The sequence below is a fragment of the Paenibacillus sp. 1A_MP2 genome, assembly GCF_052244825.1.
GTDB lineage: Bacteria > Bacillota > Bacilli > Paenibacillales > Paenibacillaceae > Paenibacillus > Paenibacillus vandeheii.
This window is the reverse complement of sequence record NZ_JBQQCS010000001.1, coordinates 4,193,834-4,220,339: the sequence shown is the minus strand read 5'-3', so window position 1 is coordinate 4,220,339 and position 26,506 is coordinate 4,193,834. Positions and strand designations below refer to the sequence as shown.

The 26,506-nt window shown below is 44.1% G+C and carries 19 protein-coding genes and 4 pseudogenes; 19 read left to right on the top strand and 4 right to left on the bottom strand.

From position 1 onward, the window contains the following. Positions 1 to 263: 263 nt before the first annotated feature. From ACTWJ7_RS20630 to ACTWJ7_RS20620, 3 genes and pseudogenes are all read left to right on the top strand, one after another. Positions 264 to 1,076: an AraC family transcriptional regulator gene (locus ACTWJ7_RS20630; protein ID WP_079344364.1), complete on the top strand. Its 813-nt coding sequence runs from the start codon at positions 264 to 266 to the stop codon at positions 1,074 to 1,076. 75 nt (positions 1,077 to 1,151) lie between these two features. Then, positions 1,152 to 2,381, top strand: coding sequence for a multidrug efflux MFS transporter (locus ACTWJ7_RS20625; protein ID WP_079344365.1), 1,230 nt, complete (start codon positions 1,152 to 1,154; stop codon positions 2,379 to 2,381). Then, a pseudogene (locus tag ACTWJ7_RS20620) lies at positions 2,353 to 2,944 on the top strand (hydrolase). The gene ACTWJ7_RS20625 and the pseudogene ACTWJ7_RS20620 overlap by 29 nt, the downstream one beginning before the upstream one ends. A gap of 116 nt (positions 2,945 to 3,060) precedes the next feature. Here the strand turns inward: ACTWJ7_RS20620 and ytaF are convergent. After that, positions 3,061 to 3,683: pseudogene (gene ytaF, locus ACTWJ7_RS20615) on the bottom strand (sporulation membrane protein YtaF). A 164-nt stretch (positions 3,684 to 3,847) separates the two neighbouring features. Here ytaF and ACTWJ7_RS20610 point away from each other — a divergent pair. The 9 genes and pseudogenes from ACTWJ7_RS20610 (at position 3,848) to ACTWJ7_RS20570 (ending at position 16,795) form a co-directional block, all read left to right on the top strand. After that, complete coding sequence (locus ACTWJ7_RS20610; protein WP_443145831.1) at positions 3,848 to 4,507, top strand: DUF1232 domain-containing protein; 660 nt, start codon at positions 3,848 to 3,850, stop codon at positions 4,505 to 4,507. A gap of 690 nt (positions 4,508 to 5,197) precedes the next feature. Beyond that, on the top strand, positions 5,198 to 10,414 hold the full coding sequence (locus ACTWJ7_RS20605) for a S8 family serine peptidase (RefSeq protein ID WP_301878789.1): 5,217 nt from the start codon (positions 5,198 to 5,200) through the stop codon (positions 10,412 to 10,414). Between the two features lie 128 nt (positions 10,415 to 10,542). Then, on the top strand, positions 10,543 to 10,869 hold the full coding sequence (locus tag ACTWJ7_RS20600; RefSeq protein ID WP_301878787.1) for an ArsR/SmtB family transcription factor: 327 nt from the start codon (positions 10,543 to 10,545) through the stop codon (positions 10,867 to 10,869). 80 nt (positions 10,870 to 10,949) lie between these two features. Then, positions 10,950 to 12,245 carry an arsenic transporter gene (locus ACTWJ7_RS20595; RefSeq protein WP_301878786.1) on the top strand — a complete coding sequence of 432 codons (1,296 nt, stop codon included), beginning with the start codon at positions 10,950 to 10,952 and terminating at the stop codon, positions 12,243 to 12,245. 25 nt (positions 12,246 to 12,270) lie between these two features. Further along, the gene (arsC, locus tag ACTWJ7_RS20590; RefSeq protein ID WP_301878784.1) at positions 12,271 to 12,690 is read left to right on the top strand and encodes an arsenate reductase (thioredoxin); all 420 of its coding nucleotides are present in this window, start codon (positions 12,271 to 12,273) and stop codon (positions 12,688 to 12,690) included. A gap of 199 nt (positions 12,691 to 12,889) precedes the next feature. Then, positions 12,890 to 13,894 (top strand): Gfo/Idh/MocA family protein, encoded by a 1,005-nt coding sequence (locus tag ACTWJ7_RS20585; protein WP_301878783.1) that lies wholly within the window; start codon positions 12,890 to 12,892, stop codon positions 13,892 to 13,894. A gap of 231 nt (positions 13,895 to 14,125) precedes the next feature. Continuing rightward, positions 14,126 to 14,836 carry a helix-turn-helix transcriptional regulator gene (locus ACTWJ7_RS20580; protein ID WP_443145830.1) on the top strand — a complete coding sequence of 237 codons (711 nt, stop codon included), beginning with the start codon at positions 14,126 to 14,128 and terminating at the stop codon, positions 14,834 to 14,836. Positions 14,837 to 14,848: 12 nt separating this feature from the next. Then, positions 14,849 to 15,945: pseudogene (locus ACTWJ7_RS20575) on the top strand (Gfo/Idh/MocA family protein). 136 nt (positions 15,946 to 16,081) lie between these two features. Next, positions 16,082 to 16,795: a glycosyltransferase gene (locus ACTWJ7_RS20570; RefSeq protein ID WP_301878778.1), complete on the top strand. Its 714-nt coding sequence runs from the start codon at positions 16,082 to 16,084 to the stop codon at positions 16,793 to 16,795. A 252-nt stretch (positions 16,796 to 17,047) separates the two neighbouring features. Here the strand turns inward: ACTWJ7_RS20570 and ACTWJ7_RS20565 are convergent, their stop codons facing one another. Together ACTWJ7_RS20565 and ACTWJ7_RS20560 are read right to left on the bottom strand one after the other, a co-directional pair. Continuing rightward, positions 17,048 to 17,404: a DUF4260 domain-containing protein gene (locus ACTWJ7_RS20565; protein ID WP_179132566.1), complete on the bottom strand. Its 357-nt coding sequence runs from the start codon at positions 17,402 to 17,404 to the stop codon at positions 17,048 to 17,050. 10 nt (positions 17,405 to 17,414) lie between these two features. Next, positions 17,415 to 17,828 (bottom strand): MerR family transcriptional regulator, encoded by a 414-nt coding sequence (locus tag ACTWJ7_RS20560; RefSeq protein ID WP_079344377.1) that lies wholly within the window; start codon positions 17,826 to 17,828, stop codon positions 17,415 to 17,417. Between the two features lie 221 nt (positions 17,829 to 18,049). Here ACTWJ7_RS20560 and ACTWJ7_RS20555 point away from each other — a divergent pair, with 221 nt between their 5' ends. The 6 genes and pseudogenes from ACTWJ7_RS20555 (at position 18,050) to ACTWJ7_RS20530 (ending at position 24,588) form a co-directional block, all read left to right on the top strand. Continuing rightward, positions 18,050 to 18,655, top strand: coding sequence for a pentapeptide repeat-containing protein (locus ACTWJ7_RS20555; protein WP_079344378.1), 606 nt, complete (start codon positions 18,050 to 18,052; stop codon positions 18,653 to 18,655). Between the two features lie 187 nt (positions 18,656 to 18,842). Beyond that, positions 18,843 to 19,226, top strand: coding sequence for a hypothetical protein (locus ACTWJ7_RS20550; protein WP_301878773.1), 384 nt, complete (start codon positions 18,843 to 18,845; stop codon positions 19,224 to 19,226). A 68-nt stretch (positions 19,227 to 19,294) separates the two neighbouring features. Next, positions 19,295 to 19,831 (top strand): GNAT family N-acetyltransferase, encoded by a 537-nt coding sequence (locus ACTWJ7_RS20545; RefSeq protein WP_301878772.1) that lies wholly within the window; start codon positions 19,295 to 19,297, stop codon positions 19,829 to 19,831. A 323-nt stretch (positions 19,832 to 20,154) separates the two neighbouring features. Then, positions 20,155 to 21,889: pseudogene (locus ACTWJ7_RS20540) on the top strand (NAD-dependent malic enzyme). A 445-nt stretch (positions 21,890 to 22,334) separates the two neighbouring features. Then, on the top strand, positions 22,335 to 23,813 hold the full coding sequence (locus tag ACTWJ7_RS20535) for an Lsa family ABC-F type ribosomal protection protein (RefSeq protein WP_301878766.1): 1,479 nt from the start codon (positions 22,335 to 22,337) through the stop codon (positions 23,811 to 23,813). Positions 23,814 to 24,018: 205 nt separating this feature from the next. Next, the gene (locus tag ACTWJ7_RS20530; RefSeq protein ID WP_301878765.1) at positions 24,019 to 24,588 is read left to right on the top strand and encodes a TetR/AcrR family transcriptional regulator; all 570 of its coding nucleotides are present in this window, start codon (positions 24,019 to 24,021) and stop codon (positions 24,586 to 24,588) included. 297 nt (positions 24,589 to 24,885) lie between these two features. On the opposite strand, the gene ACTWJ7_RS20525 is transcribed toward ACTWJ7_RS20530, so the two are convergent. Continuing rightward, positions 24,886 to 25,128 carry a hypothetical protein gene (locus ACTWJ7_RS20525; RefSeq protein WP_079344389.1) on the bottom strand — a complete coding sequence of 81 codons (243 nt, stop codon included), beginning with the start codon at positions 25,126 to 25,128 and terminating at the stop codon, positions 24,886 to 24,888. A 241-nt stretch (positions 25,129 to 25,369) separates the two neighbouring features. Here ACTWJ7_RS20525 and ACTWJ7_RS20520 point away from each other — a divergent pair, with 241 nt between their 5' ends. Next, positions 25,370 to 26,500, top strand: coding sequence for an NAD(P)/FAD-dependent oxidoreductase (locus ACTWJ7_RS20520; protein ID WP_301878764.1), 1,131 nt, complete (start codon positions 25,370 to 25,372; stop codon positions 26,498 to 26,500). The last annotated feature ends 6 nt before the right edge of the window (positions 26,501 to 26,506 follow it).

Genomic DNA, 26,506 nt, shown 5'->3' with positions numbered 1-26,506 from the left:
CTATGCCCGATACTTTATAGGGAGATGGGTACTAATTATAAAGAGGTCAGGAAACAAGCTGCGCTCCATGATTTTTTTGGAGACAGCTTGTTTTTTTGTTCTTTTAGGTCTATCTTCGTCAGAAACAGGATTAAATCAAACACTTGAGAAAACGTCAAACACAGCTGCCTGCAACTAAATGTGCCACTCTTTGGAAATCCTAAACGGGGAACCCGAAGAGATGATGGGCAGAGGGTCAAAAAGATAGGTGCGTGGAGGGAATCATGAATATTGAGCAACTTTATTTTCATATTTTGTATTGCAATTCAAGGAAAAGGAATGAACCGCGAAAATTTTCAAATAAAGGGGTGCGGACACTTCAGCATCATGAGCTTATTCTTATTACAGGCGGGAAAGCGGAGATTTCCGTTAATAATAAAAAACATACCGTTCAGGAAGGGATACTCATTTACCTTCAGCCTGATGTTCCACACTTCATCGTGATTGATTCTGATGATCCCATAAGTTTTGTGTCCGTACACTTCAGCTATGTGCAAATCGAGCAGAATGACAAGGATGTGAAGATGTTCCCTTTGCCCGCTGTCCAGCAGTTAAAGGACTATTATCAAGTGGACGAGGTATTTAAACAAATGGCGGATACCTGGAACACGAAACTGCCCGGTTATGAGTTTATCGCCAAGACGTTACTACAGCAATTAATTATTGCAATTGCGCAAAATATTAAAAAGCGGCATCGTAATTATGCAACATCCGTGAAAGTGGAAAAGATCATCAATTATATGCATCACCATCTGCATGGTAAAGTCACTTTGACTGAACTATCGGAATTGGTGCAGTTGTCGCCTCCCTATTTATCGAGAACATTCAAAGAAATTACAGGATATTCTATCATTGAATTCTTCAATAAGCTGAAAATGGACAAAGCGAAAGAGCTTCTTTTGGAAGGCGACAGTAAGGTCAAAGAAGTGGCTCAGTTCCTTGGTTACACAGACGAGTTCTATTTCAGCAGGTTATTTAAACAAACGGAAGGTATGAGTCCTTCGGAATTTTACAGCAAAAATGTCCATGGAGTTTAACATAGTGCATGGTGTATAGCCTTTCTGGCCGCTAAGATGAGGATATGATTGTGAAGTGGGAGGAAGGCTGTTGACATGCCGCTGTGGAAAAGAAATCTAATTGTATGCTGGTTTGGGATGTTTGTGACAGGGGTTGGCATGAGTCAGATTGCACCGATTTTGCCGCTTTATATCAAGCAGCTTGGTGTGAATGATTCGGCGGCGATTGCCCAATTTTCCGGAATTGCCTTTGGCATAACATTTGTACTTTCCGCCCTTTTTTCGCCGATTTGGGGAGCCGCTGCCGACCGATGGGGACGAAAACCGATGCTCCTTCGAGCCAGTTTGGGAATGGCTGTAGTCATAGGTTGTATGGGGTTCGCATCCAACGTGTACATGCTCATCGGACTTCGACTGTTACAAGGTGTTATCACCGGATACAGCACCGCCTGTACGACACTGATTGCTACCCAGACCGATTCCAAGCATGCGGGCTATGCGTTGGGCACACTTTCAACGGCCAACATTGCAGGTTCTCTGATTGGACCGACGATTGGAGGTTTCATTGGAGGGCACTGGGGGCTTCAGAATTCCTTTTTTATCACAGGTGGTCTGATGATGATTGCGTTTATTACGACTGCTTTATTCGTGAAGGAGTCGTTCACGCGAGAGAACAAAGCGGTGCTTGGCCTCAGGGAAGTATGGCGAAAGGTTCCTGAGAAAAGTCTGACGATTCACTTGTTTGTTACTTTTTTTGTACTAACTGTGGCCTTATATTCGGTGGAGCCGATCCTCACTGTATATATTACGCAGCTTTCCGGTAACACTTCCCATGTTGCTTTGATTGCCGGAATCGTATTCTCCGCATCAGGGCTGGCCAATCTGATTGCCGCACCAAGACTGGGCAGGCTATCCGATCAAGTAGGCGCACAGAAAGTAATATTGGTTGCTCTTATAGCTGCCGGAATTCTTTTCATAGCCCAGGCTTTTGTAACGAGTTCATGGCAGCTGATGGGTCTGCGTTTTTTATTGGGATTGGCGGCAGCCGGACTAATTCCGTCCGTAAATACGTTAATTAAAAAAATTACACCGGCTTCTCTGACAGGCAGAGTCTTCGGTTTTAACATGTCAGCCGGATATCTGGGTGTATTCGGCGGTGCCGTTTTAGGCGGACAGGTGGCCGCCTGGATGGGAATACGATATGTGTTTCTGATTACCAGTGCTTTGATATGGATCAACGCTGGCTGGGTGTATTTTAAGGTATACCAAAAACTTGAAATGAACGGGAGAGAAGAGCATGGAAAACTTGAAAAAAGCCGAAGCTGAACAGCTCGCAGCAGAAAAAACAGCGTTGGTGGTTATTGATTTGCAGAAGGGGATTGTAAATAGCCGGCAACAGGCTCCACATACAGGTGAGTCAGTAGTGCAGAATGCGGCCAAGTTAGCGCAGGCTTTTACCGAAAAGGGAGCTTTTGTAGTGCTTGTAAAAGTCTCGACCGTCGATGGAAAAGATATGTTGAAGCCCCAGACGGATATGGAACGTGGAGCGGCTCAATTTACCGCTGATTGGGATCAATTCGTGCCTGAAATTGCAGCCCATACCCCTTATCATACGATTACCAAGCGTCAATGGGGGCTTTCTTCGGTACTGATCTTGACCTCCAGTTGCGTCGTCGGGGCATTGATACAATCGTATTGTGTGGCGTTTCTACCTCCATTGGAGTGGATACTACAGCGAGAGAAGCTTATCAGCATGGTTATCATCAGATTTTTGCAGAAGATGCTATGACAGCTGCTACCAAGGAAGAGCATGACTACGTTTGTAAAACTATTTTCCCAGAATCGGTCGGATTCGGTCCAGTGAAGAAGTGGTTACGGCACTGAAATAGGATAGACGGGTGAATGGTCCACGATTATGGCAAGGATCTATTAACTAGAGTTTCTAAAATGCTCAAAAAGGAGACATCGGATCCGATGTCTCCTTTTTGGAGTTTTCTATAATGCATCAGAACAAATTGTTGGCTGCAATCAACAGCAAGAGAATTCCGCTGACCAGCGTTCCGAACTGACCCAGTGTGAACGAACCAATACGGACATTTGCCGCTTTGGTTCCCATCCACACGCCAAACCATACAGTAATAAAACTGCCGATAGCTGCTGTCAGGGAAATGTACAAGGGGACAAGCCCATCAGGCCGGCGCTTAGGCCATTCGTCAGTGCATTGGTCGATAGAGCAACGCCCAGAATCAATGCTTCCAGCACTCCGATATGGTTTGATTTATCCAGGTCTACCCGTTCAGGATTTTGCAAAATGGTCCCGATCCCGAGAGCCTGGGAATCGGTCTCTTCATGCTCTTGCTTCTTGCGGGGAACCGATAACAAGATGATACGAAAACCGATGACAAGCAGGATAAATGTGCCCAGTAGTATGGGGAAGACGCCAGGAAGCACGACAGAAATCCATTTCCCGAACAAAATGCCAGAATAACTGAACAGTAAACAAACAACGGCAATCAAAAAATTAGAAAATAGGCTAATTTTGATTTTTCTGATCCCATACGATAGTCCGACACCCAGGTTGTCAAGACTCGAAGAGACAGCCAAAGCTAAGATAAGCATCCATGCCATAAAATCACCTCATGATCTGTAGTCTGCTCCTAATGTATGTGGTGTTGAGAATCCTGTGCCCGTCCTTGAGAAAAAGGTAACAAAACGCTTCCGTTGAGGAAAGAATAAGGTAAACTTTCAGACATTGTCCCATATACTAGACTATCGATCATATCTCTGGAGGGATGCCGGTGAGAGCAAATGATCAAATAAAGGATGGTCATATCGGAGATTTGATCAAGCCTCTGCTAGCCAGACGTGCGCTCTCGATGCGCAAATTCAGCACACTTTGCGGAATGGACACCGCTACCATTTCCCGGATATTGAATGGGAAGCAGCAACCAAAGCTTACGCATCTGCAGGTCTTTTCCGAACATCTGGATGTTTCTCTGGATATTCTGCTTGAAGCTGCCGGCTATCCAATCCATCACGGAAAAAAAGAGGCCGAGCAGGGTATCCTAGATTCGCTTGAATCGATAAAGTCAGTCCTGCAACATACCCAGTTATTTGACCCTGCAGTGACAACAGAGCGAATTGAGCAGGAAATGATCAAGTACGAACAATATGCGCGTACGGATGAAGGGCATCGAATCATCTGTAAAGAGTTTGAAGTGAAAATCAACCAGACAAACGGTGCAGGACCGTTCATTGAACATTTGAAGGAAATGCATCTTCAATACTGTGATGAGATTACAACTGAGAATGATCGGTCCCTGATCGGCAGTGCATTGTTATACTTTATTTCATCTGCCGATCTGATTCCCGACTATCTCTTTCCGATTGGTTATCTGGATGATGCCATCGTTGTCTATCTGGTGTTGAATCGTCTAAATCAGCGTACATGAGTAGATTCATTAGGGACGATCCATTCCTGCCCTTAATCGATATCCCGGACATCAAAAAGAACGGCGCGAGAGGATTTCGCGTCGTTCTTTTTGATGTCAGAAAGACTAGGTCATAGTTATAAAGAACCGTTCGAATCAACCGAGCAGCCCTGGTATTCGCATTTGCGTAAAATGTGTGAGGGGAGGAGAGACATTAGACTTATAAAAGCATTAAAAAGGCTTATTTTCTATAATTTTCAAGAAAAGTGCTTGTATATCTCATTTTTTGACTCTATAATATACCATAAAAATACAATTGGATTCTAAATTTTATATTATATGTAATTTTAAGAGTGTTGGTACATATTTAAAGAAATCTCCCGAGCCACCCATATCCATAATACTCCCTTGAAAAGTATGCGTTCTTGCTAACGCTGGTGATTACCCTCCTTAATGAATGCGAATCATTTCCGCTCACAAGATGAATTGAGCTGGAATCCAAATCTACCTCTTCCATATATGCTGAAAATGGCTATCTATAATATTTCACATCCGATGTAATTTAATAACCTGTCCTGTAAAGGAGGTGAGGCTTGATGTAAATGAACGCAATACGTCTGTCCATATTGAGGCCGTTTCATCGTTTCGTTTAAAGGAATGGATACAGTAAATCGCTGTATTACAAAAACCGGGTAAAAGGAGTGGAAAAGTTTGATAAAGATGAATCGTTTACGCAAGCCGCTCTCCATGGGCCTGTCACTTCTCCTTGCATTATCTATCATTCATCCGGTTTCAGCTGATAACGCCGCATCGCAGAAGATCGACATGAAATCCAGTTCGGACAAAATCACCACCTCCAAAGTGAACGCCAAGCTGAGCAAGGAATTTGAGAGCAATGATTATGTAACTTATCTGGTGAAAATGAAAGAACAGGTAGATACAGCCTCTGTCTCCAAACAAGCTATGCAAAAGGCAACAATCGAAAAGCAAACGGCTTCGGCAACGAAACTGTCTGTGCGCAGCACGGTTGTCAGTTCTCTGCGAGAAACGGCCTCGCGCTCCCAATACACCCTGGAAAGTTTTCTTGAGAAGGAACTTGACCTTGGCAAGGTCAAAGAATATAAAAGTTATTTCATCGTTAATGCACTCGCAGTAACAAGTACGAAAGAAGTTATGGAACAGATTGCACTTCTTCCCGAGGTGGAAAAATTACTGCCTAACGAGCAGCGTTATATGCAAAAAACTGAGGTTGGTAGCGAAAAGGCAACAGCAGCCCCAGCAACGGAGCCTGCCAAGACACCAGCCAAAGAAGCGGATACGAAGGAAAGCGCAGCAGCTAATGAGAAGAGCCTGCAGACAGAGAACGTTGAATGGAACATCGATTCGATTAACGCGCCTGCAGTCTGGGACAAAGGAATCGACGGTACAGGAATCGTTGTTGCCAACCTGGACAGCGGGGTCGATTACACCCATCCGGCGCTCCGCAGTAAATGGAGAGGACTCGATGCTTCGGGAAATATCGTCGATCCCGAGCTAAGCTGGTATGATCCCCATAGTAATGCCTCTCTTCCTGCGGATGGAGACGGTCATGGTACACATACGATGGGTACCATGGTAGGCTCCGAAGCCAATGGCACCAATAAGATCGGGGTTGCTCCCGGAGCAAAATGGATTTCCGTCCGGATTTTCAATCCGAGTACGACGGATGCCATTATACTGGATGGCGGGCAATGGCTGATTGCTCCAGTGGATGCCGAAGGAAACCTGCACCCTGAGCTTGCCCCGGATGTGGTTAACAATTCCTGGGGTGGTGGTCCAGGATTGGACGAGTGGTTCCGTCCGATGGTTCAGGCCTGGCGTGATGCACAGATCTTTCCGGAATTCTCAGCCGGCAATGTAACATTGACGAATCCCGGAGGCCCAGGTTCGGTTGCGAACCCTGCCAACTATCCAGAGAGCTTCGCGACCGGAGCAACGGATATCAACGGGAATCTGGCTTCTTTTTCCCTACTTGGTCCTTCCCCTTATGAGGAAATTAAGCCGGAAGTTTCGGCTCCAGGTGTTAACATTCGTTCCTCCGTTCCGGGCGGCGTATATGAGGGTGGCTGGAACGGTACGTCCATGGCAGGCCCGCATACCACTGCCTTGGCTGCACTCCTGCTTCAAGCCAATCATTCCCTTACGGTTGATCAGTTGGAGCAAATTATTATGGATACAGCGACACCGAGAACAGACAGCCGGTATCCAACCTCGCCAAATAACGGCTACGGTCACGGTATCATTAATGCGCTGGATGCAGTAGGTTCCGTGCTTGAAGGCATAGGCACGGTATCCGGGAGGGTTGTCACAGCAGGTGATGATTTGGAAGCACCCGTTCTGGAACATACACCTGTAAACTCTGCGTTTACGGGGCTTGATATTCCACTGACTGCGCGTGTTACCGATAATGTCGGTGTAACAACAGTGGAGGCATTCGCCAAAACAACGGGCACGAGCCAGTATGTATATCTGCCGATGAATCGAATAGCTGGAGATGCCAAAGATGGAACCTACACAGCGACGATTCCGGCATTCCTCATCGAGTCACAGGGCTTGGAATACTATATCCGGGTCAATGATTATGGTAATAACGGATTCGAAAGTGAAGTTTACAAGGTTGCGGTATCCAATGGAGTGCAGCCTGGGTATTTGCAGGATTTTGAGGAAGATAATCTGGGCTTCAGCTCGGGCGGAGTTGGCAACGCCTGGACATGGGGAGCACCGACAAGTGGACCGGGAAGCGCCTATTCCGGTGATAAGCTGATTGCAACCAATCTGACTGGGACTTATGCAGCCAACAGCAATGCCTATTTGCTCGCACCACCAATTGATCTTACCCAGAGCCCTGAAGGAGCATTGTTATCCTTCAAGCACTGGTATGATTTGGAGAGCAACATCGATTTTGGCAAGGTGTACATTGCAACAGAGGATAGTGACTATGCATTTGAAGAGGCATTGAGCTTTACAGGTGCCGGTGGAGGCTGGAAAACGCAATATATTGACTTGCGTGACTACGCCGGTCAACAGGTATTTATCAAGTTTAATCTGACCAGCGACAATTCCGTTCAAAAGGCTGGTTGGTATATCGATGACTTTTCAGTACAAGCTCCAGATGATATTGCTCCGGGAGCGCCAAGCGGATTGTCCGCTACAGCTGACATTCTGGGGAACGTAAACCTGTCCTGGACGGGATCGGACGATGAGGATCTGGAATCCTACAACGTGTATCGTTCGACGAATCCCGGCTCAGGTTATGAGGTTATTGGAAATACATCTGCAACGACATTTTCGGATACAGCGACCGTAACCGATTCAACTTATTATTACACGGTAGCTGCGCTTGATTATAGTGGCAATGAAAGTGACAAGTCGAATGAGGTATCCGTGACCGTGGAGGTCCCTGAAGATATCTTCATTGATCACTTTGATGGCAATAGCGACAATGGATGGTCTCATTCGGGCACCAAGGACGAGTGGGAACGTGGAGTACCTGTCGTTGGTCCTGCCAGTGCGGTTTCTCCGCCGAATGTTTGGGCGACCGATCTGGACAGCACCTATGAGAACGGTTCAAACTATTCTCTGGTATCGCCAGTCGTGGATTTGACTCAAGTGGATCAAGCTACACTGACGTTCAATCATTGGTATGAGATTGAAAGTGGATATGATTATGGTTATGTCGAAGCTACAAAGGACGGTGGCAACACATGGTCGGAGCTCGGTAAATTTTCTCATTCTTCGAATGGGAAACAATGGACTCCGGTATTCTACGATCTGGCCGCATTGAAGGGAAATGAAGTTCAATTCCGGTTCAGATTGACGTCGGACAGCAGTGTCGTCAAGCAAGGCTGGTATATCGATGACTTCCGCATTCTGGGTATCGCCGCTGAGACGGTTACGAAAGATACCGCGGTTGTTCTGAGCAGTGATAAGCCTAAACCTGAATATGATAATCCTTGGTATAAAGTTTCAAGTACAGACAAGGCTGAATTCAATAAAACGAAACAGGAGCAGCCGGAAGTGCAGAAACCTGGAACAGGCTCTGTAACCCCGCAAAGCTTACCTGCAAGTGCAACGGTCACCGTTCTGGAAACAGGGCGTTCAGTCAAGACAGACTCGACAACAGGCAAATACAGTTTTACTCACGTGGCGGGTGATTACACGTTGAAGGCTGAGGCTTATGGATATTATCCTCAGACGAAAACGGTAACCATCACGGACGGCAGTGGAGCGACAGCCAACTTCAATCTGGAAACCATTCCCCAAGGAAAGATTGAAGGTACTGTAAGTGATGAACGGACAGGAAAACCTCTAGCTGGCGCATCCGTTCTTGTGTTGGAAGATGCTCAAGTAGGGGCAGTTCGTACAGGCACAGACGGCAAGTTCATTCTGGATGTTCTGGAAGGAACCTACACGCTGTCGATCATCGCGACAGACTATTATAGTAAAACTGTAAGTGTAACGGTACCAGGAAATGGTACAGTCGAAGCGAAAGTTGCCTTAAAACCATTTATCGGATTTCCTGGTGAAATCGCTTATGACGATGGAACTGCTGAAAATGCAAGAGCTTTTGTCGCCGCAGATAACGCATGGGCTGTGCGCATGACGCCAGAATTGGAGACAGCACAGCTCACAGGTGCATCACTTCGATTCTGGAATACAGAGTGGCCAGTACCCGGCGGAACAGCATTTAAATATGCCGTCTATGACGCCTCCGGATCAGGTGGAGCGCCAGGCCGATTGTTGGCGGGGCCATTCGACGGTACAGCATTGCGTAATGATCAGTGGACGACCGTGGAATTTCCTGAGCCTGTAGTGGTACAAGGCGATTTCTATATCGTGTATGTACAGACTGCAGTCGGAACGAGCGCGCCGGGACTTGCAACCGATGAAAATGGTGTGAATGCAGGGCGGAGCTGGCAGCGTGTAGGCGGAGTATGGAGTACTGCACCAGCAGAAGAGGGAAACTATATGATTCGTGCAGTGGTTAAGTATCCGGTGAATGCACCTGTACTCACTACACCAGCTAACACGTATACCAATAAGTCAGCCTTCACCGTTGCGGGAACTTCTCCTGCGAATGGCGCAGAGCTTAAAATTTATAACGGAAAAAAATTGGTGGGTTCAACAACGGTTCAGAACGGTAAATTCACTTATAATGCACAGCTTCAATCAGGCGTTAATGCCTTTACTGCCGAGGCGGTTGTTAATGGAAAAACGACAGACCGTTCTCTTCCAGTTGTGATCATCTTAGATCAGACCACACCGGTATTAACGGTTCTCACACCTGAGGAAGGAAGTCGAACCAACACAGAAGTGGTTCATGTGACCGGCAACGTGCAGGATCAATTCCTTGACAAGGTGACGATTAACGGACAAAAGGTGAAATTGGAGCAGGACAGAAGCTTTAATCACCGCGTACTAGTGAATGAGGGTAAGAACACCATTACAATAATAGCGACAGATATTGCAGGTAATAAAACAACCGTGACCCGAACGGTTAATGTGGATACGTCTTTGCCTGAACTGACCAATATCTCTCCGGCTGAGGATGTACGGATTGTGGCAGGAGAAACCGTAACGGTTTCGTTCGACAGTAAGCCCAAACTTCAGGCTTCTTTCCGAATTGAACTGCCATCCAATCTGACTCCACAGGCTGGGGGAGAGATTCCATTGGTGGAAACGGAACCTGGTCATTATACGGGTACGTATACCACACCTGCATCACTTGTGCTTGAGGGTGGGGTTATTGTGATCCGCGCCCAGGATACGGCTGGTAACAAAGTAGAAGTGGAAGCGCCAGGACGGTTGTTTGTATCTGCTGCCGAAGCGCCTGTTACAAATGTACCTTCCGATGATGACAATCTGTTGCCAGGAACTCAGATCGAGTAGACTTCATTTTTCAAAACAATGGACATCCGCCTTGTCATGGTGGATGTCTTTTGTATTGACTTTATTGTTATCGCATTATAATATAAGCATGTTCTTATATAAGTTACATACAGGAGGGAGGAAGGGTTATGGATTTCATTCAAGACGCTGCGGATAAGTTGAAATTACTGGGTGACAAAACACGCCTGACCATGCTCTCGCTCCTGAAGGATAGAGAATGGTGCGTTTGTGAATTTGTAGATATTCTGGATATGTCGCAGCCTGGCATCAGCCAACATTTGCGAAAATTAAAGGATCAGGGTTTGGTTAAAGAGAGCAAACGCGGACAGTGGGTGTATTATTCTTTGAATGTCGAAGATACGCCGTATATTAAACTTGCATTGGAATGCATGCCGGATACAGCGGCTATCCTGAAGTCGTTAAACAAGGAAAGGGTATCGTCCAAGTGTAATTAACTTTTTTTTGATTTACATATAAGTATATCATTATATAACTATGTTAAAGACAGAGTATTAACGGAAAGGAGGTGAAATGTTTGTTCACGGCAGCGTTGGCAAGCATCATTTTTTTGATCACACTGATCCTCGTTATCTGGCAGCCCAAAAACCTTTCTATTGGATGGTCAGCATGCGGGGGAGCCATTCTGGCTTTACTTTTAGGTGTTGTTCATCTTCAGGATGTATGGGATGTTACCCAGATTGTATGGAATGCAACGCTTGCCTTTGTGGCTATCATCCTAATTTCACTTATTTTGGACCGCATTGGCTTTTTTGAATGGGCTGCCTTACATATGGCCAAGGCGGCTTATGGCAGAGGGGTTCGGATGTTTGTTTACGTCTCGATCCTAGGAGCAATAGTTTCCGCTTTCTTTGCCAATGACGGAGGCGCCCTAATACTGACACCGATAGTACTGGCTATGGTACGTGCACTAAACTTTGATGAGAAAAAAGTATTTCCCTTCATTATAGCTAGCGGATTTATCGCCGATACGACGTCATTGCCACTCGTTGTAAGCAACCTGGTCAACATCGTGTCAGCCGATTTCTTCGGTATTACGTTTATGCAGTATGCAGGAAGAATGTTCATACCAAATCTGTTCTCATTAGCTGCAAGCATAGGAGTTCTATATCTCTTTTTCAGAAAGAGCATTCCCAAACGGTTTGATAGCCGTCAATTGAAACCTCCAGCTACAGCCATTAAGGATAAGAAGATGTTTGGGTTGTCATGGATTGTTCTCGGAATCCTGCTCACCGGTTACTTCTGTAGTGAATTTATAGGCGTTCCTGTCTCCCTTGTAGCAGGTGTGGCCGCTATTTTCTTCTTGGTTATGGCTTCCCGCAGCTCTGCTGTGCCGACGAAATCGATTCTTAAGGAGGCTCCTTGGGCCATCGTATTTTTCTCCATCGGCATGTATGTGGTGGTGTATGGTCTGCGAAACGCGGGATTGACGGATCTGCTGGCTGCCGCCATTCAGGCTTTGGCCGATCAAGGGTTGTTGGTTGCAACCATTGGCATGGGCTTTATTGCTGCGTTCATTTCATCACTGATGAACAATATGCCTACCGTCTTGATCAATTCGCTTGCCATTGAAGCAACGACAGCTACAGGAAGCATACGGGAAGCGCTCATTTATGCCAATATCATTGGCTCGGATCTGGGTCCCAAAATCACACCGATCGGTTCCTTGGCAACATTACTTTGGCTTCACGTTCTCAGCACCAAAGGCGTCAGGATTTCTTGGGGCACTTATTTCAGAATAGGTATTATTATTACGGTTCCAACGTTGCTAATTACATTAATAGGCTTGTATTTGTGGTTAAGCATTCTGTAATTCAAAATAGCGAGGAGACGATGGCATGAGCAAAAAAACACTTTATTTTCTATGTACAGGCAATTCCTGCCGAAGCCAAATGGCCGAAGGCTGGGCCAAGAAATACCTGAGTGAGGATTGGAACATTTATAGCGCAGGAATCGAAGCTCACGGTTTGAATCCCAAAGCGGTTGAAGCTATGAAGGAATTAGGCATGGATATCTCCAGTCAGACATCCGATATCATTGATTCCGAACGGCTAAACAATGCAGATCTGGTAGTTACATTGTGTGGTGATGCAGCAGATAAATGTCCAATAACACCTCCACAAGTTAAACGGGAGCACTGGGGGTTCGATGATCCTGCCAAAGCAACAGGTACGGATGAGGAGAAATGGGCTGTCTTCCAACAGGTTCGTGACCAAATCGGACTTCGAATTAAAACGTTTGCGGAAACAGGCAATTAACAATTTATTATTTGCAAAAAGCTTTCTCAGCCACAATCCCGTGGCAGAAAGCTTTTTGCTTATTTATAAGTGAGTACTTATCTGAATGATGTCGTAATTTTATATAGTTATTGTCGTAAGTTCCTATTAAAATTAGATCAGGTCTGTGTTAATTTATAGTTAGATGTCAGAATATCATATAGTATGGAGGTTAATCATAGTGACCATTCGAATAGGTAAAGTAAGCTTATGGCACGTACATGCCTGGGATTATATTAAACAGGCTCAGGAGCATGAAGATACAGTGATGGCTGCTGTGTGGGATGAAGATGCCGAGCGCGGACAGGAAGCAGCCGAACGTCTGAACGTGCCATTCTATGCTTCACTTGAAGAGATGCTGGCACAGGACAACATCGATGCCGTCATTGTGGATGCACCGACACGACTTCATGAAGATGTGATCACTGCTGCAGCGAAAGCGGGCAAACACATTTTTACAGAGAAAGTTATCGCTTCAACCTTGAAGGAAGTTAATACAATCATTTCTGATGTACAGGATAACGGAGTGAAAATGACGGTTTCATTACCTCGTTTGAACGATGGATATACATTAACGATTCAAGATGTACTGAACCAAGGATTACTTGGTAAAGTGACTTATGTTCGTGTGCGTTTATCGCATAACGGAGCTATTGCCAACTGGCTGCCTGAGCACTTTTATCATCTGGAAGATTGCCAGGGCGGTGCATTGATTGACCTAGGTTGTCATCCGATGTATCTGACGAATCTGTTCCTGGGTCAAGAAGTGACAGGGGTTAATGCTAATTTCGGATATGTAACCGGAAAAGAAGTGGAAGATAACGCGGTTGCCACCTTATTTACGGATTCCGGAGCGATCGGTGTGGTTGAGGCTGGGTTTGTGAACAGTCATTCTCCATTTGCGATAGAGGTTCATGGTACGGAGGGCACGCTGTTATACGGAACACCGGAGGAGAAGCTGCTGATTCGCACGAATGTCGGTTCGGAGCAACAGAAAGAATGGACGGAGATTCCTTTGCTGGACAGAAGAGAAAGCGCATTCAGCCAGTGGGTATCCCATATTCAAAACGATACAATTGCTAGCGAGAATTTGCAGACGGCTACTCAGTTAACTCGCCTGATGGAGGCGGCCAACCTTTCTGCGAAGGAAGGGCGTAAAATCTCCTTAAAGGATTTACAGGGATAGGATATTGGGAGGTGCTGCATTGAGCCGATATCCTTTTGAGAAAATGCTTGAGCGACAGGATATCCTGGAAAGACTGGATGTCTCGATCCTGTGGGGACACTACGAGATACGGGTTCTGCGATTTCATCTGACTTCTTTTCCGGCAGGCAGAATCGTTGATTTTCATAATCATGCGGAATTCGAACTCCATTTTATCCCGAGAGGGAAAGGAAAAGTCATTCTGGGGATAAGATGCATCCGCTCTCTGAAGGCATGCTGTACTTAACGGGTCCGGGTCTTGTTCATTATCAGGAGGCGGATTCCCAGGAGGCTATGGATGAATTATGTCTTCATGTGGATATCATCGAACATCCCAGAGAGGGTGTAGATCCATGGGAGGCAGCCGAATCAGAGGAAACGATTGAAAAGCTTAGAACGCTTCCTCTTGCTCCGGTACATGACTATCATCGCGCCATGAACTGTTTCCTGGAAGCATATGAGGCTTGTGACCGTAAACTGATCGGTTATTACACGTCCATTAAGCAGCAGGTAATTAGTATTCTGCTCAAGACCGTCCGAGCCTACGATATCGGGGGAAATCGGGCGGAGGCCCCAGTTCGAGACATGTCTGTGTACAGGTATGATTATGCCATTCAGTATATGGAGGCGAATCATCCCTCCGCAGTAACACTGGAGAATGTAGCGGAGAAGCTGCATATCAGCAGCAGACAATTGCAGCGAATCTTTTATCAGGTACAGCCAGAAATGCCTTTCAGCCGTGTGTTGGAGGATATTCGCCTGCGCGCGGTGTGCCGCAATCTGGAAGAAAGTCATGTTTCCATTGAACAAATTGCCCTGGCTTCAGGGTTTACCAATGCCAATTATTTGCATGCTGTTTTTCGCAAGCGTCTGGGGATGACCCCATCGGCTTTCCGCAAAATGAAACAACCAAACCAAAAGTGAGGGTGATTGGATATGAGTAAAACGTATCGTGTAGGGATTATTGGCTGTGGCGGGATTGCAAACGGCAAGCATCTGCCAAGTCTGAGCAAGCTTGAACATGTAGAACTGGTTGCTTTTTGCGATATCGTTCAGGAACGTGCAGATGAAGCCAAAGAAAAGTATGGCAGTTCCGAAGCAAAGGTATACACGGATTATCAGGAGCTTCTTCAGGATAAAACGATTGATATTGTTCATGTTCTTACGCCGAATATCTCCCATGCTGAGATTTCAATTGCCGCGCTGGAATCCGGAAAACATGTAATGTGCGAAAAGCCGATGGCCAAGACATCTGCTGAAGCGCAAAAATGCTTGAAGCAGCCGAGCGTACGGGTAAAAAACTGACCATCGGATACAATAACCGTTTCAGAGAAGACAGCTTGTATCTGAAGCAGCTGTGTGAAGCTGGCGAACTGGGTTCGATTTACTTTGCCAAAGCACATGCGATCAGAAGAAGAGCGGTACCAACTTGGGGTGTTTTCCTTGATGAGGAGAAACAAGGTGGCGGACCATTGATCGACATCGGTACACACGCACTCGATCTGACGCTGTGGATGATGGATAACTATCAACCGAAGGTGGTTCTGGGTACAACGTATCACGAGCTTTCACAAAGAGAAAATGCAGCGAATGCCTGGGGCCCATGGGACCCGGAAAAATTCTCAGTTGAAGATTCCGCTTTCGGTATGATCGTAATGGAGAATGGTGCCACAATCATGCTGGAATCCAGCTGGGCGCTCAATTCACTGGATGTGGATGAAGCAAAATGCAGCTTGAGCGGAAGCGAAGCAGGCGCGGATATGAAGAATGGCCTGCGCATCAATGGCGAGAAATTCAGCCGTTTGTACACTAACGAAATTGAGTTGAGTGCAGGCGGGGTTGCTTTCTATGATGGAAAGAGTGAAAGTGCACCGGATATAGAGATGAGAAAGTGGATTGAAGCGATTGATAAAGATCTGGAGCCGGTAGTAACACCTAAACAGGCTTTGGTGGTTTCGCAAATCCTGGAGGCACTCTATGAGTCCGCTCGTACAGGTAAAGCCGTATATATGAACGAATCCAATCAAGCATAGAATGAATTTCAGAATCCTTTGTCCTCATTGGAGGATAAAGGTTTTTTGGTCTTTTATACGCTATCACTTTGTCCAGACCATGCCTTACTTCTGTACGTATGATGAAGAAACATATATGTGGAGGAGAGCATAGGTCATGGCTAAAAACAGAACGGAGAACGGTGTTTCCATCATTGTATGTACCAATCGGGTACAATTTTTTGACAATATTCTGCAAAATTTCAATCGGCAGCGTTATAAAGTAAAAGAGCTTATCATTATTCTGAATCATGACAGCATGAATCTGCAATTATATCGAAACCGGGTTCGAAAACATGCGGATGTTACCGTATATCAAGTTCCAGAAAGAATCTCGCTCGGACAAAGTCTGAATGCGGGGATTACCCGTGCCCGATTTCCGTTGATTGCCAAATTTGATGATGATGACTACTACTCGCCTTATTATTTGAAAGAACAAGTGAATGGACTAAAACGAACGAAAAGCGACATCGTGGGCAAACATTCGTGCCTGGTTTACTTGGGCGCTTCAAAAACGCTGCTGGTCAGATCACCCAAAGAAAAGAACAAACATGTGGAATTTATACAAGGCGGTACACTTCTGTTCAAAAGGGAGATTTTAAAGAAGGTCCGGTTCACGGACCGTTCCATTGGAGAAGATGTAACCTTTTTGAGGCAATGCAGAAAAAGAGGATTCAAAACCTATGCTACGTCACCGTTTAACTATGTGTATCACCGGAGACAAAACAAACAAAGTCATACCTGGAGAGCAGATGATCAATTTTATTTGGAAGGAAGCAAAAGGTTAGCGATTACGGACGATTTCAGGTTATTTGCGGATAAGGAATTCTAGAGGAATTAATCCAGATTAGAAGATGTGTCTGTCCAGTGCAGATGCGTCTTCTTTTTTGCTTGGAAAACGGGTCAGGCTATAGAAGAGCAGAAACCACTTCACGTCCGAAGCCTTCCTAGCGCGAAAAAGAAGACGCCCAATTAGCGCCTTCATTCTTCTCGTTTAATCATCATTTAAGAAAGATATTCCTCAACTTTTCACAAGGGCTGCCTTCCAATTTCAATTATCGGTACAATGAGTGCAGCCGCAATTTTAAAGCCTTTGTATATGTGTACTAGTAAATGCAGAATCTTGATATTTCAATCCGGCACCTATTGCTCTATCCAAACATATATGAGCTATCCAGATGATCGACCCTAAAAGCAGATAATCGTTTGAAAAATATAAGTAACTTAATGCTAAAAGCAGAGGAAAAATAAATGTGTGTCCGAAATTATAAACCATCGCACCTATTTTCTTATTCATTGCGTAACCAAGCATTGTAAGATCAGGAACGAATAAAAGCACAAAAAACAACCAAATTGGAAAGTGTAGCTGCATGTAAATAAAAAAAGAAAGTATAACGGCTAATATATATTCCACATGAACGATTTGTTTATTCGTCACCATATCTCTCTCCTTATGAATCCTTTTGGAATAAACTAAGTAACAATTTTTCGATAACTTCTTTATTCTCTGAATATACCGCTTCACTTGCAAGCTCTTTAATGGTTTGCACGACTTGTAATGCCTGTTGGTAAAACTGAATTTTTTCTTCAAGTTTCGTTATTTTTTGATTCAATAACCATACTGTTGCATCGTTACATTCTGTTGATATGGATTGGTCTCGTAATATAAGTAATTGTTGCATCTCTTTTATTGTAAAACCTAATTGTTTTAATACGATAATTAGCTGTAGCTGTTTTTCACATACTTCATCATACTCCCGATACCCATTTTCTCGCCTTAACGGATTCAATAAGTTCTCTTTCTCATAATAACGAATTGTATCCGTTTGAATTTGATATTTGCTAGCAAAATCCGTAATTTTCATATTAACCTCCTTTCCGATAAAATCATAACATTGGAGTAAACTCCAAGGTCAAGAGAAATAGTTACAAGACATCGGGCCTATTATGCTAGTTACAGGTCTTTAAAAAATAAGAACCTTGACTTTTGCAGGTGTTTAAGCGGTACTTGACAGCCGTATGGTATATTATAAAAAGCTCTTTTTATGGTGAACACATGATAATCATACAAGATGGGGTGTACGTGATGTTTCAATATAAGGATCAGGAATATGAAGGGGTACATTTTGAAGGACGTGACTTGCGGTATGGAGAACTCATAAGCTGTGTTTTTAAACAGTGTACCTTTATGAATGCTTCAATGGAAGAAATCGAAACAAGCAACTGCCGTTTTATTGAATGTGACTTTAAGGGAGCTTCCATGAATGGTTCCATTCATACAGAATCGGCTTTTGAAAATTGTTCCTTCGGTGGTGCTAATCTGTTTGCTTCCAAATTCAGCTCATGCAAGATGACGGGGTCGGACTTCTCTGGTGCGCAAATGGATGGCATTACCCTGAGTCGGGGCGATTGGTCTTATACGAATCTGAGACATACCCGATTAGGTAAACAGGACTTGCGAGGAATTCGTTTCTTTGAAGCTGATTTTACGGATACGGATTTTACCAAAGCGGATCTGAGAGACTGTGACCTGACAAGAGTGGTTTTGAGCAGAGCGAAACTGCAAGGGGCGGATCTTAGAGGAGCCAACCTGGAAGGAATCGATTTGAAATCATTGGATATCAAAGGTGCACGTTTGGATCGGGAACAAGCGGTTCTGTTTGTAAGGTCATATGGTGCAAAAGTAGATTAAGATTAACTTATTATGCGAATAGATTATGCCAGTATGGTTGAAGTCCATAAACTTCATAACCTGCAGGAGGCCGCCAAACATGGTGGCTTTTTTGGCTTGAAGGAGCCCTGTGTAAGCAGATGTTGCAGGAATAGACAGATAAAGAAAAGAAGTAGTAAACTTAACTTTCAATTAAAAGGAGGCTATCATGTCAACTACATTGATTACTGTGATTGCAGTCATTAGTTTTGGAGTTCTAACGGGTGCAATCATTTTGATTACCGTATTTAAACTTGTGCACAGCGCTAAAAAGAAACAACAACTTCGAAAAAACATTTTAATGGATGGGACTCCGGCAGAAGCGATTATTCATAACATCATACAGACTTCATCCAGTATGGATGGAAGACCGGGAGTGCGAATGGATCTGACCGTAGCCCAAGTGGATGGCAGTACCTTTCCCGCAACTGTAGAGACCTTTATTCCGGTTACACATATCGCCCATTTCCAGAAAGGAAATGTCATTAACGTAAGATACATAGTTGACGGAAATGAACCAAAAGTTGAGGTAGAGGATGCCTATATTCCGTAAGTTCATCTTCACTAAGTTAACTGAGCTCAAATAGAGAAAAAGTCTGAAGTGGATTAGGGGGAATTTATTTGAAAATAATTAAAGCTTATGATATGGAGATGAAAGAAGAATGGATAACACATCTTCAAGAATTGCTTATTGCGAGTTTTTCAGAGGTCTATCCCAAAGACAGATTGTTTTTTAAGCAAATCCCACAGTGCAGATTATTGGCATTCAACTCTGATAATCAACTGGTAGGACATGTAGCATTAGACTACAGGATGATGAATTTAAACGGAGAAGCAGTAAGAGTATTAGGGATAATCGACTTGTGTGTCTCTATCACACATCGCTCCCAAGGGATCGCTTCTTTGTTGCTTGGTGAAGTGGAAAAGTTGACTAAGGGAAATATTGATTTTGTACTTTTATTTGCTGATAATATGAACTTGTATCGTAAAAATGGATTCAAAGCTGTAAGCAACACATGTAAATGGTTAAAAATTGACCATGAAAGCTTAACTACAATTGGAGTTGGGGTTCAGAAGGTTGAGGGATTAATGATTAGAGAAGTTGGAACCAGGGCTTGGAGTGAGGGAGAACTCGATTTTTTAGGATACCTATACTGATTAATTAAATCTCATATGAAATAGTATTAAGCTGAATTGACCCAGCGGGAAATTGACTAAAGCCACGAAGATTCGTGGCTTTTTTTGTGTTCGAAATGAACTTTTCCATAAAATGAATTTGTTGAAAAAAAGCAAAGTGATAAATTTTATTTATCAAGGAGAAATTGAATTTCATTCATGAAAGTTTCATGAGTTCGTTTACATGCCATAAAAAATACCTTATAATTGTCATCGGAAGATCTTTAACTAACTAAAAGTTATCAAGTGATAAAAATATATTAAAAAGACAGCGAAGAGACGTCATGAAAGAAGGCAATTAGTAAATGAACTCATTTTTTGTGGATTCCAATGGAAATTTAAAAACCTCTTTGAAAGGCAAGGATGTTCTGTCCAATCCGATGTTGAACAAGGGTACTGCTTTTACCGAAGAAGAGAGAGAGAGCTTAACCTGAACGGCATTTTGCCGCCGATGGTTTTAAATATTGAAGAACAAGTGAGCCGCGTATATCAGCAATTGCAAAATGAATCGGATAATTTGCGCAAAAGCATTATGCTTAGTGATCTGTTTAACCGAAATATTGTACTATTCTACCGTTTAATGAAGGAGCATCTTAGTGAAATGCTGCCGATTGTGTATACACCTACGGTTGGGCAAGCCATTCAGGAGTATAGCAATCAGTATCACAGACCAGGCGGTATATATCTGTCCATTAATGATATGGATGGGCTGGAAGAAGCCTTCCGCAACAGTGGCCTGCATGCAGGAGATGTGGATCTGATCGTGGTGACCGACTCGGAAAGCATCCTCGGGATTGGAGACTGGGGTGTTGGAGGCATCAATATTGCTATTGGCAAACTGGCCGTATACACCGCAGCCGTGGGCATTGATCCAAGCCGTGTACTGCCAGTTGTACTGGACGTTGGAACCAATAATCCCAAATTGCTGAATGATCCATTGTATGTGGGCAATCGTCATGAACGTATTCGCGGGGCAAAATATGATCAATTTATCGAGGCGTTTGTGAAAGAAACAACAAAGTGGTTCCCGGATATCCTGCTTCACTGGGAAGATCTGGGCAGCGTGAATGCCAGAAATATTATTAAGAAATACGGGAAGAGCTCCTTACGTTTAATGATGACATACAGGGAACGGGCGCTGTCACGCTTGCAGCTATCATGTCTGGAGTTCAGGTGACGGGTGTACCTCTTCGAGAGCATCGTGTTCTTGTATTTGGACCAGGGGCTGCTGGTATTGGCAATGCGGATCAGATTCGTGATGCCATGATGGAAGAAGGTCTTGAGCAGGAGGAAGCGGAAAGTCGGTTCTGGGCCTTCGATTACCGTGGAATTCTTACAGATGAGACGGAAGGTCTATTCGAATTCCAGAAACCTTATGTACGTGAAGCAACGGAAGTGAAAGATTGGGCATTGAATGAGCAGGGACAGGTTAGTTTGCTGGAAGTTGTGAAACAGATCCAACCAACAATCCTGATTGGGACTTCCGGTGTGACTGGTGCCTTTAATGAACAAGTTATCAAAGAAATGGCGAAACATGTGGAACGTCCAATCATTATGCCGATGTCCAACCCGACATCCCTTGCCGAAGCAGCACCAAGAAGTCTGATTGAATGGACGGATGGTAAAGCGTTAATTGCAACAGGCAGTCCATTTGAACCAGTCATGTTTAATGACACTTTATATGAAATCGGTCAATCCAATAATGCTTTTGTTTTTCCAGGATTGGGACTTGGCGCTATCGTTGCAAAAGCATCGAAATTCACCAAAAACATGTTCACCGCAGCAGCAGTGGCCGTAGCTAATTCGGTAGATTCCTCTGCACCGGGTGCTCCACTTCTGCCACGAGTAAAAGAGCTGCAAGCTGTTTCGTACAAAGTTGCAGTCGCAGTCGCCAAAGCGGCAGTCGAAGATGGCGTAGCGCGTGTGGAGCTCAAGGACGTGGAAGAGGCAGTCAAAGCTGCTATGTGGCATCCGGTTTACAAACCGCTGTATGCAGCGTTTGATAACTCAATGAATGCAGAGCAGGTCGCCTTGACCTAAGCACGCATTCCATGTTAAGTTTCTGGTATTAAATTGTTGAGCCTTTAAAGGGGGATAGAGCGATGACTGAGTTAGAGGTTGTAGATGTTGTTGTGAACCTGTCAGCGAACATGGACATTGACATGGTTCACAACATAACTAATCAGAATCCGGCACTTTATCCTCCTATGCATAGATCATCTTGGCGTTAAGCTCCAGGACGCCAGGTTTCGTCATCGTATAGTCAGGTTGATGTAACGCAAAAAAAGCACCGGGTGAATTGGGCTTTTTTGCGTTTTTTTCATTTGAGGATATATTCTCATAACTCTGACAGGGAAAGTGTGTCTTTTATCTCAAGAGTGGATTGAAATTCTGATTATGTTCAAATATAAAGTGAGGGACCATGTCGTGGGTAAATACTCCGCCCGCTTAACTTTTATATTTCACATAAAAAGGATGATCCTTAATGTCTTTAATCAACGTTACCAACCTAACCTTTGCCTATGATGGCAGTTACGATAATATATTTGAAAATGTGAGTTTTCAGCTGGACTCCGATTGGAAATTAGGCTTTACCGGAAGGAATGGAAGAGGCAAAACGACATTCCTCAATCTGTTGCTCGGTAAGTATGAATACAGTGGAACTATTTCTGCAAATGTCAGCTTTGAGTACTTTCCGTTTCAGGTTGAGAACAAAGGAGCGATGACCCTCGATGTCATTGAAGAGATCTATCCTGAGTATCTGCACTGGCAGCTTGTGCGTGAGCTTAACCTGTTAAAAGTGTCGGAAGATATTCTGTATCGACCTTTCGATTCCTTATCCAACGGAGAGCAAACGAAGGTGATGCTGGCTGCCTTGTTCCTGAAGGATAATCGATTTTTGCTCATTGATGAACCTACCAATCATCTCGACATTCATGCGAGAAAACTTGTAAGTAATTATCTGCGCAGTAAAAGTGGATTTATCTTGGTATCCCATGATCGATCCTTTCTGGATAACAGCGTGGATCATATCCTGTCCATCAATAAAAACAACATCGAGATTCAGAAAGGGAATTTTTCCGCGTGGTGGGAAAATAAACAGAGACAAGATCAATTTGAGCTTGCCAGTAATGAGAAATTAATAAAGGATATCAAACGTTTATCCGACTCCGCCAAACGGACGGGTGGATGGTCGCATGAAGTCGAAAGAACCAAAAATGGGACGAGAAATTCCGGTTCCAAGGTGGATAAAGGATATATCGGACATAAGGCTGCCAAAATGATGAAACGTTCCAAAAATATCGAGCAGAGGCAGCAATCCGCCATTCAGGAAAAGTCCAAATTGCTCAAAAATATTGAAAATGCAGAACGCCTGCAGATTCATCAACTGGATTATCACAAGAAGGAACTCGTCGAATTGGAACATGTATCCATTGCCTATGATTCCAATGTCGTTTGTAAGGACGTGAGTTTCACGGTTGAAAAAGGGGATCGTATCGCCCTTTATGGTCAAAATGGATCTGGAAAATCAAGCATCCTTAAACTGATTTGTGGTGAGAATATCCCTTATACAGGCCTTTTTCGGAAGGATCACCAGCTTAAAATCTCGTATGTGTCACAGGACACGTCTGATCTCGGAGGCCATTTATCTGACTTTGCAGCCGCTCAGAGTATTGATGAAAGCCTGTTTAAATCCATATTAAGAAAGCTGGATTTTTCCAGATTGCAGTTGGAGAAGGATATCTCAACGTATAGCGCAGGCCAAAAAAAGAAAGTGCTAATTGCCAAAAGTCTCAGTGAGAAAGCTCATTTGCACGTTTGGGATGAACCTCTCAATTTTGTGGATGTCATCTCACGTATGCAAATTGAAGAGTTGCTGTTGGAGTATTCCCCGACCCTTCTGTTTGTAGAGCATGACAGTGAATTTTGCGCAAATATTGCAACGAGAATTATCGAGCTATAAGCAACGGGGAATGTTATAGATACTAAAAGCCGCCGAAAGGCGGCTTTTAAGTTTTCCATTTACATCAGCCATATTTGAGGATGTTTGTCACGTTCAGATATTGGTATGGCGAGGAACTATGCTATAATTTTATAGTCATATCCCACTCAAATGATGGATTATTGAATCAATATATAGAATAAACTCCCCAAGAGGTGTAAACCCGTTGAAAAAAGAACTGACATCGATGAAGCAAACGAGACTTAACTCCATTCTGGACGAAGCAACCAAACTGCTAATTGAAAAGCCCAATGCATCCATGAATGACATCGCAGAGTCTGCAAAAATCGGCATTGCGACCCTGCATCGTTATGTGGAGAGTCGCGAACAATTAATGGTTTATCTGGGCTTGCGTGCGATTGAGGTTGTAAGTGAGGCCATGCAAAACATTCATCTGGATGAGGAAAACTGTGAAACGTATATTCCGGAACTGATTGAAGTGCTCATTCCGTTAGGAGATAAAATATTTTTCCTTACCCATGATGCAGCTATTCACTACAACCCTGAGATCGAAGGAGCAGATTCGAAGCTAAGAGAGCCGATACTGCATGCGGTCAGCTTGTTGCAGCAAAAGAATTATTTTCGTCCGGATGTCAATAAAAACTGGATTGTAGATGTGCTGTATTCTATCTTGTTTCTGACTTGGCAGCAGGTAGTAAGTGGTGATATTGCTCGTAAATCGGCAGCTTCTCTGGTTGTGGATACGTTCTATCATGGCTTCAAGGCCAGATCGTAGCCGCTAAATATATGGAATGATGTATTGTTATATTTGAAGCACGTCTGGTAGTCAACCGTGTCAATGGATACGGAGTGGCTCTGGGCGTGTTTTTTTGCGTGGATAGCTAACGAAAATGCTCTAAAGCATTAAATGGATCTTAGGGATACATATTCAAAAATTAACAGTGTTCATAATTTAAGATTTTAAACTTACAAAAAAATGATATAAATTTCTAGTAGATTCAAATCATTACCAAATTAAGACAGTGAATTTGCGACAAGGAGGTTGATAATCTGCACTGAACCCAATACCGTTTCAAGCCGCTTTTGCACGCATTCCATCATATCCAACAGGAGGGATTCCATGCTTTACACCATTATTGTGCCAGTCAACCAGGACTATAACATTCTGAATCTGTTCACCGATTCGCTGCTTCGGACCGTAATCCCGTGAATGGTCGCTCCAATGGATCAATTCATCTACGGTCAGCTGGTTTTGGCCTGTAATCATAAGTGGCATATCGGTATCCAGCGAATTCCCCATACTACGTTTCGGCATCGTTGTGTTATTCCTCATTTCGTTAAAGGTCGTGTGCGTAAATGGCGCGGATACTGCGTTAAAAGAAACTTGATTTGAATTATATTACATAAATAACAGTAATTTAAATAATGTTTTCAATCCGATGAGCTTTTACCGAAAACCTTTTAGGAATATGTATCACCATGCCGATGCCTTGCCATTATCATGTCGAACAGTATAGGCTATAATGGATACATTGATTTAGGAAAGGAATGCAATCATGAAGAAAGTCATCGTCATAGGATCAGGAATTCTTGGGGCATCAACAGCCTATCAATTAGCAAAATGGGGTGCAGAGGTCCTTATTATAGATCGGAAAGATCGAGGGCAGGCTACGGATGCCGCTGCCGGGATTATCTGTCCCTGGTTATCCCAACGCCGCAATCAGGATTGGTATCAGCTTGCCAAGGCAGGTGCACGTTTCTATCCCGGGTTGATTGAAGAACTTAAGAGTGAAGGGGAAACGGAAACGGGTTACGCTCAAGTGGGTGCGCTTAGTATTCATACCGATGTGGAGAAACTCAACAAGATGCAGGAACGGGCACATCTTCGTAAAGAAGATGCACCGGAGATTGGTGATATTACCCTGTTGGATGCAAAAGAAACCCATCAGCGTTTTCCTCTACTAGAGGAAACTTTTCAATCCGTATACATCAGCGGTGCTGCGCGTATCGATGGCCGTGCGCTGCGCGATGCCTTGATCCGATCGGCACAGCGAAATGGAGCGGTCCTGATTGATGGGGACGCGACACTTCAACATGAGTCGAATCGGGTAACTGGAGTAGTTGTTGACGGGAAAGTCATATCGGCTGACGAGGTTATTGTGTGTGCCGGCGCTTGGGCCAATGAACTATTCAAGCCCTTGGGCATTGATTTTAAGGTTCATTATCAGAAGGCGCAAATTATGCATTTGCAGGTTCACGATCGAGAAGATACTGAGAAATGGCCTGTGGTCATGCCTCCTTCGGATCAATATTTGTTAGCCTTTGATCAACAGAAGATTGTGATTGGGGCGACTCACGAAAATGATATTGAAGGCTATGATACAAGAGTAACCGCAGGCGGAATGCAGGAAATATTGAATAAAGGATTGGAACTGGCTCCTGGTTTAGCTGATAGCACGTTTCAGGAAGTGAGAGTAGGCTTCCGTCCGTTCACACCGGGTTTTCTTCCGGTAATGGGTGCTGTTCCTGGTTGGGATGGCTTGATCACAGCCAACGGGCTTGGAGCATCAGGTCTGACGATGGGGCCCTTTATAGGAAGTCAACTGGCCAAATTGGCTCTGGGTATGGATTTGGATATCGATATTCAGCCATATAATATAGGAAAAGCAATGGAAGACCAGAAATGAGGTGAA

Excerpts from the sequence above, each read along its gene's own strand:
- ACTWJ7_RS20630 (WP_079344364.1), top strand. The coding sequence starts at position 264 with ATGAATATTGAGCAACTTTATTTTCATATTTTGTATTGCAATTCAAGG.
- ACTWJ7_RS20625 (WP_079344365.1), top strand. The coding sequence starts at position 1,152 with ATGCCGCTGTGGAAAAGAAATCTAATTGTATGCTGGTTTGGGATGTTT.
- ACTWJ7_RS20610 (WP_443145831.1), top strand. The coding sequence starts at position 3,848 with ATGCCGGTGAGAGCAAATGATCAAATAAAGGATGGTCATATCGGAGAT.
- ACTWJ7_RS20600 (WP_301878787.1), top strand. The coding sequence starts at position 10,543 with ATGGATTTCATTCAAGACGCTGCGGATAAGTTGAAATTACTGGGTGAC.
- arsC (WP_301878784.1), top strand. The coding sequence starts at position 12,271 with ATGAGCAAAAAAACACTTTATTTTCTATGTACAGGCAATTCCTGCCGA.
- ACTWJ7_RS20580 (WP_443145830.1), top strand. The coding sequence starts at position 14,126 with ATGCATCCGCTCTCTGAAGGCATGCTGTACTTAACGGGTCCGGGTCTT.
- ACTWJ7_RS20570 (WP_301878778.1), top strand. The coding sequence starts at position 16,082 with ATGGCTAAAAACAGAACGGAGAACGGTGTTTCCATCATTGTATGTACC.
- ACTWJ7_RS20565 (WP_179132566.1), bottom strand. The coding sequence starts at position 17,404 with ATGGTGACGAATAAACAAATCGTTCATGTGGAATATATATTAGCCGTT.
- ACTWJ7_RS20560 (WP_079344377.1), bottom strand. The coding sequence starts at position 17,828 with ATGAAAATTACGGATTTTGCTAGCAAATATCAAATTCAAACGGATACA.
- ACTWJ7_RS20555 (WP_079344378.1), top strand. The coding sequence starts at position 18,050 with ATGTTTCAATATAAGGATCAGGAATATGAAGGGGTACATTTTGAAGGA.
- ACTWJ7_RS20550 (WP_301878773.1), top strand. The coding sequence starts at position 18,843 with ATGTCAACTACATTGATTACTGTGATTGCAGTCATTAGTTTTGGAGTT.
- ACTWJ7_RS20535 (WP_301878766.1), top strand. The coding sequence starts at position 22,335 with ATGTCTTTAATCAACGTTACCAACCTAACCTTTGCCTATGATGGCAGT.
- ACTWJ7_RS20525 (WP_079344389.1), bottom strand. The coding sequence starts at position 25,128 with ATGCCGAAACGTAGTATGGGGAATTCGCTGGATACCGATATGCCACTT.
- ACTWJ7_RS20520 (WP_301878764.1), top strand. The coding sequence starts at position 25,370 with ATGAAGAAAGTCATCGTCATAGGATCAGGAATTCTTGGGGCATCAACA.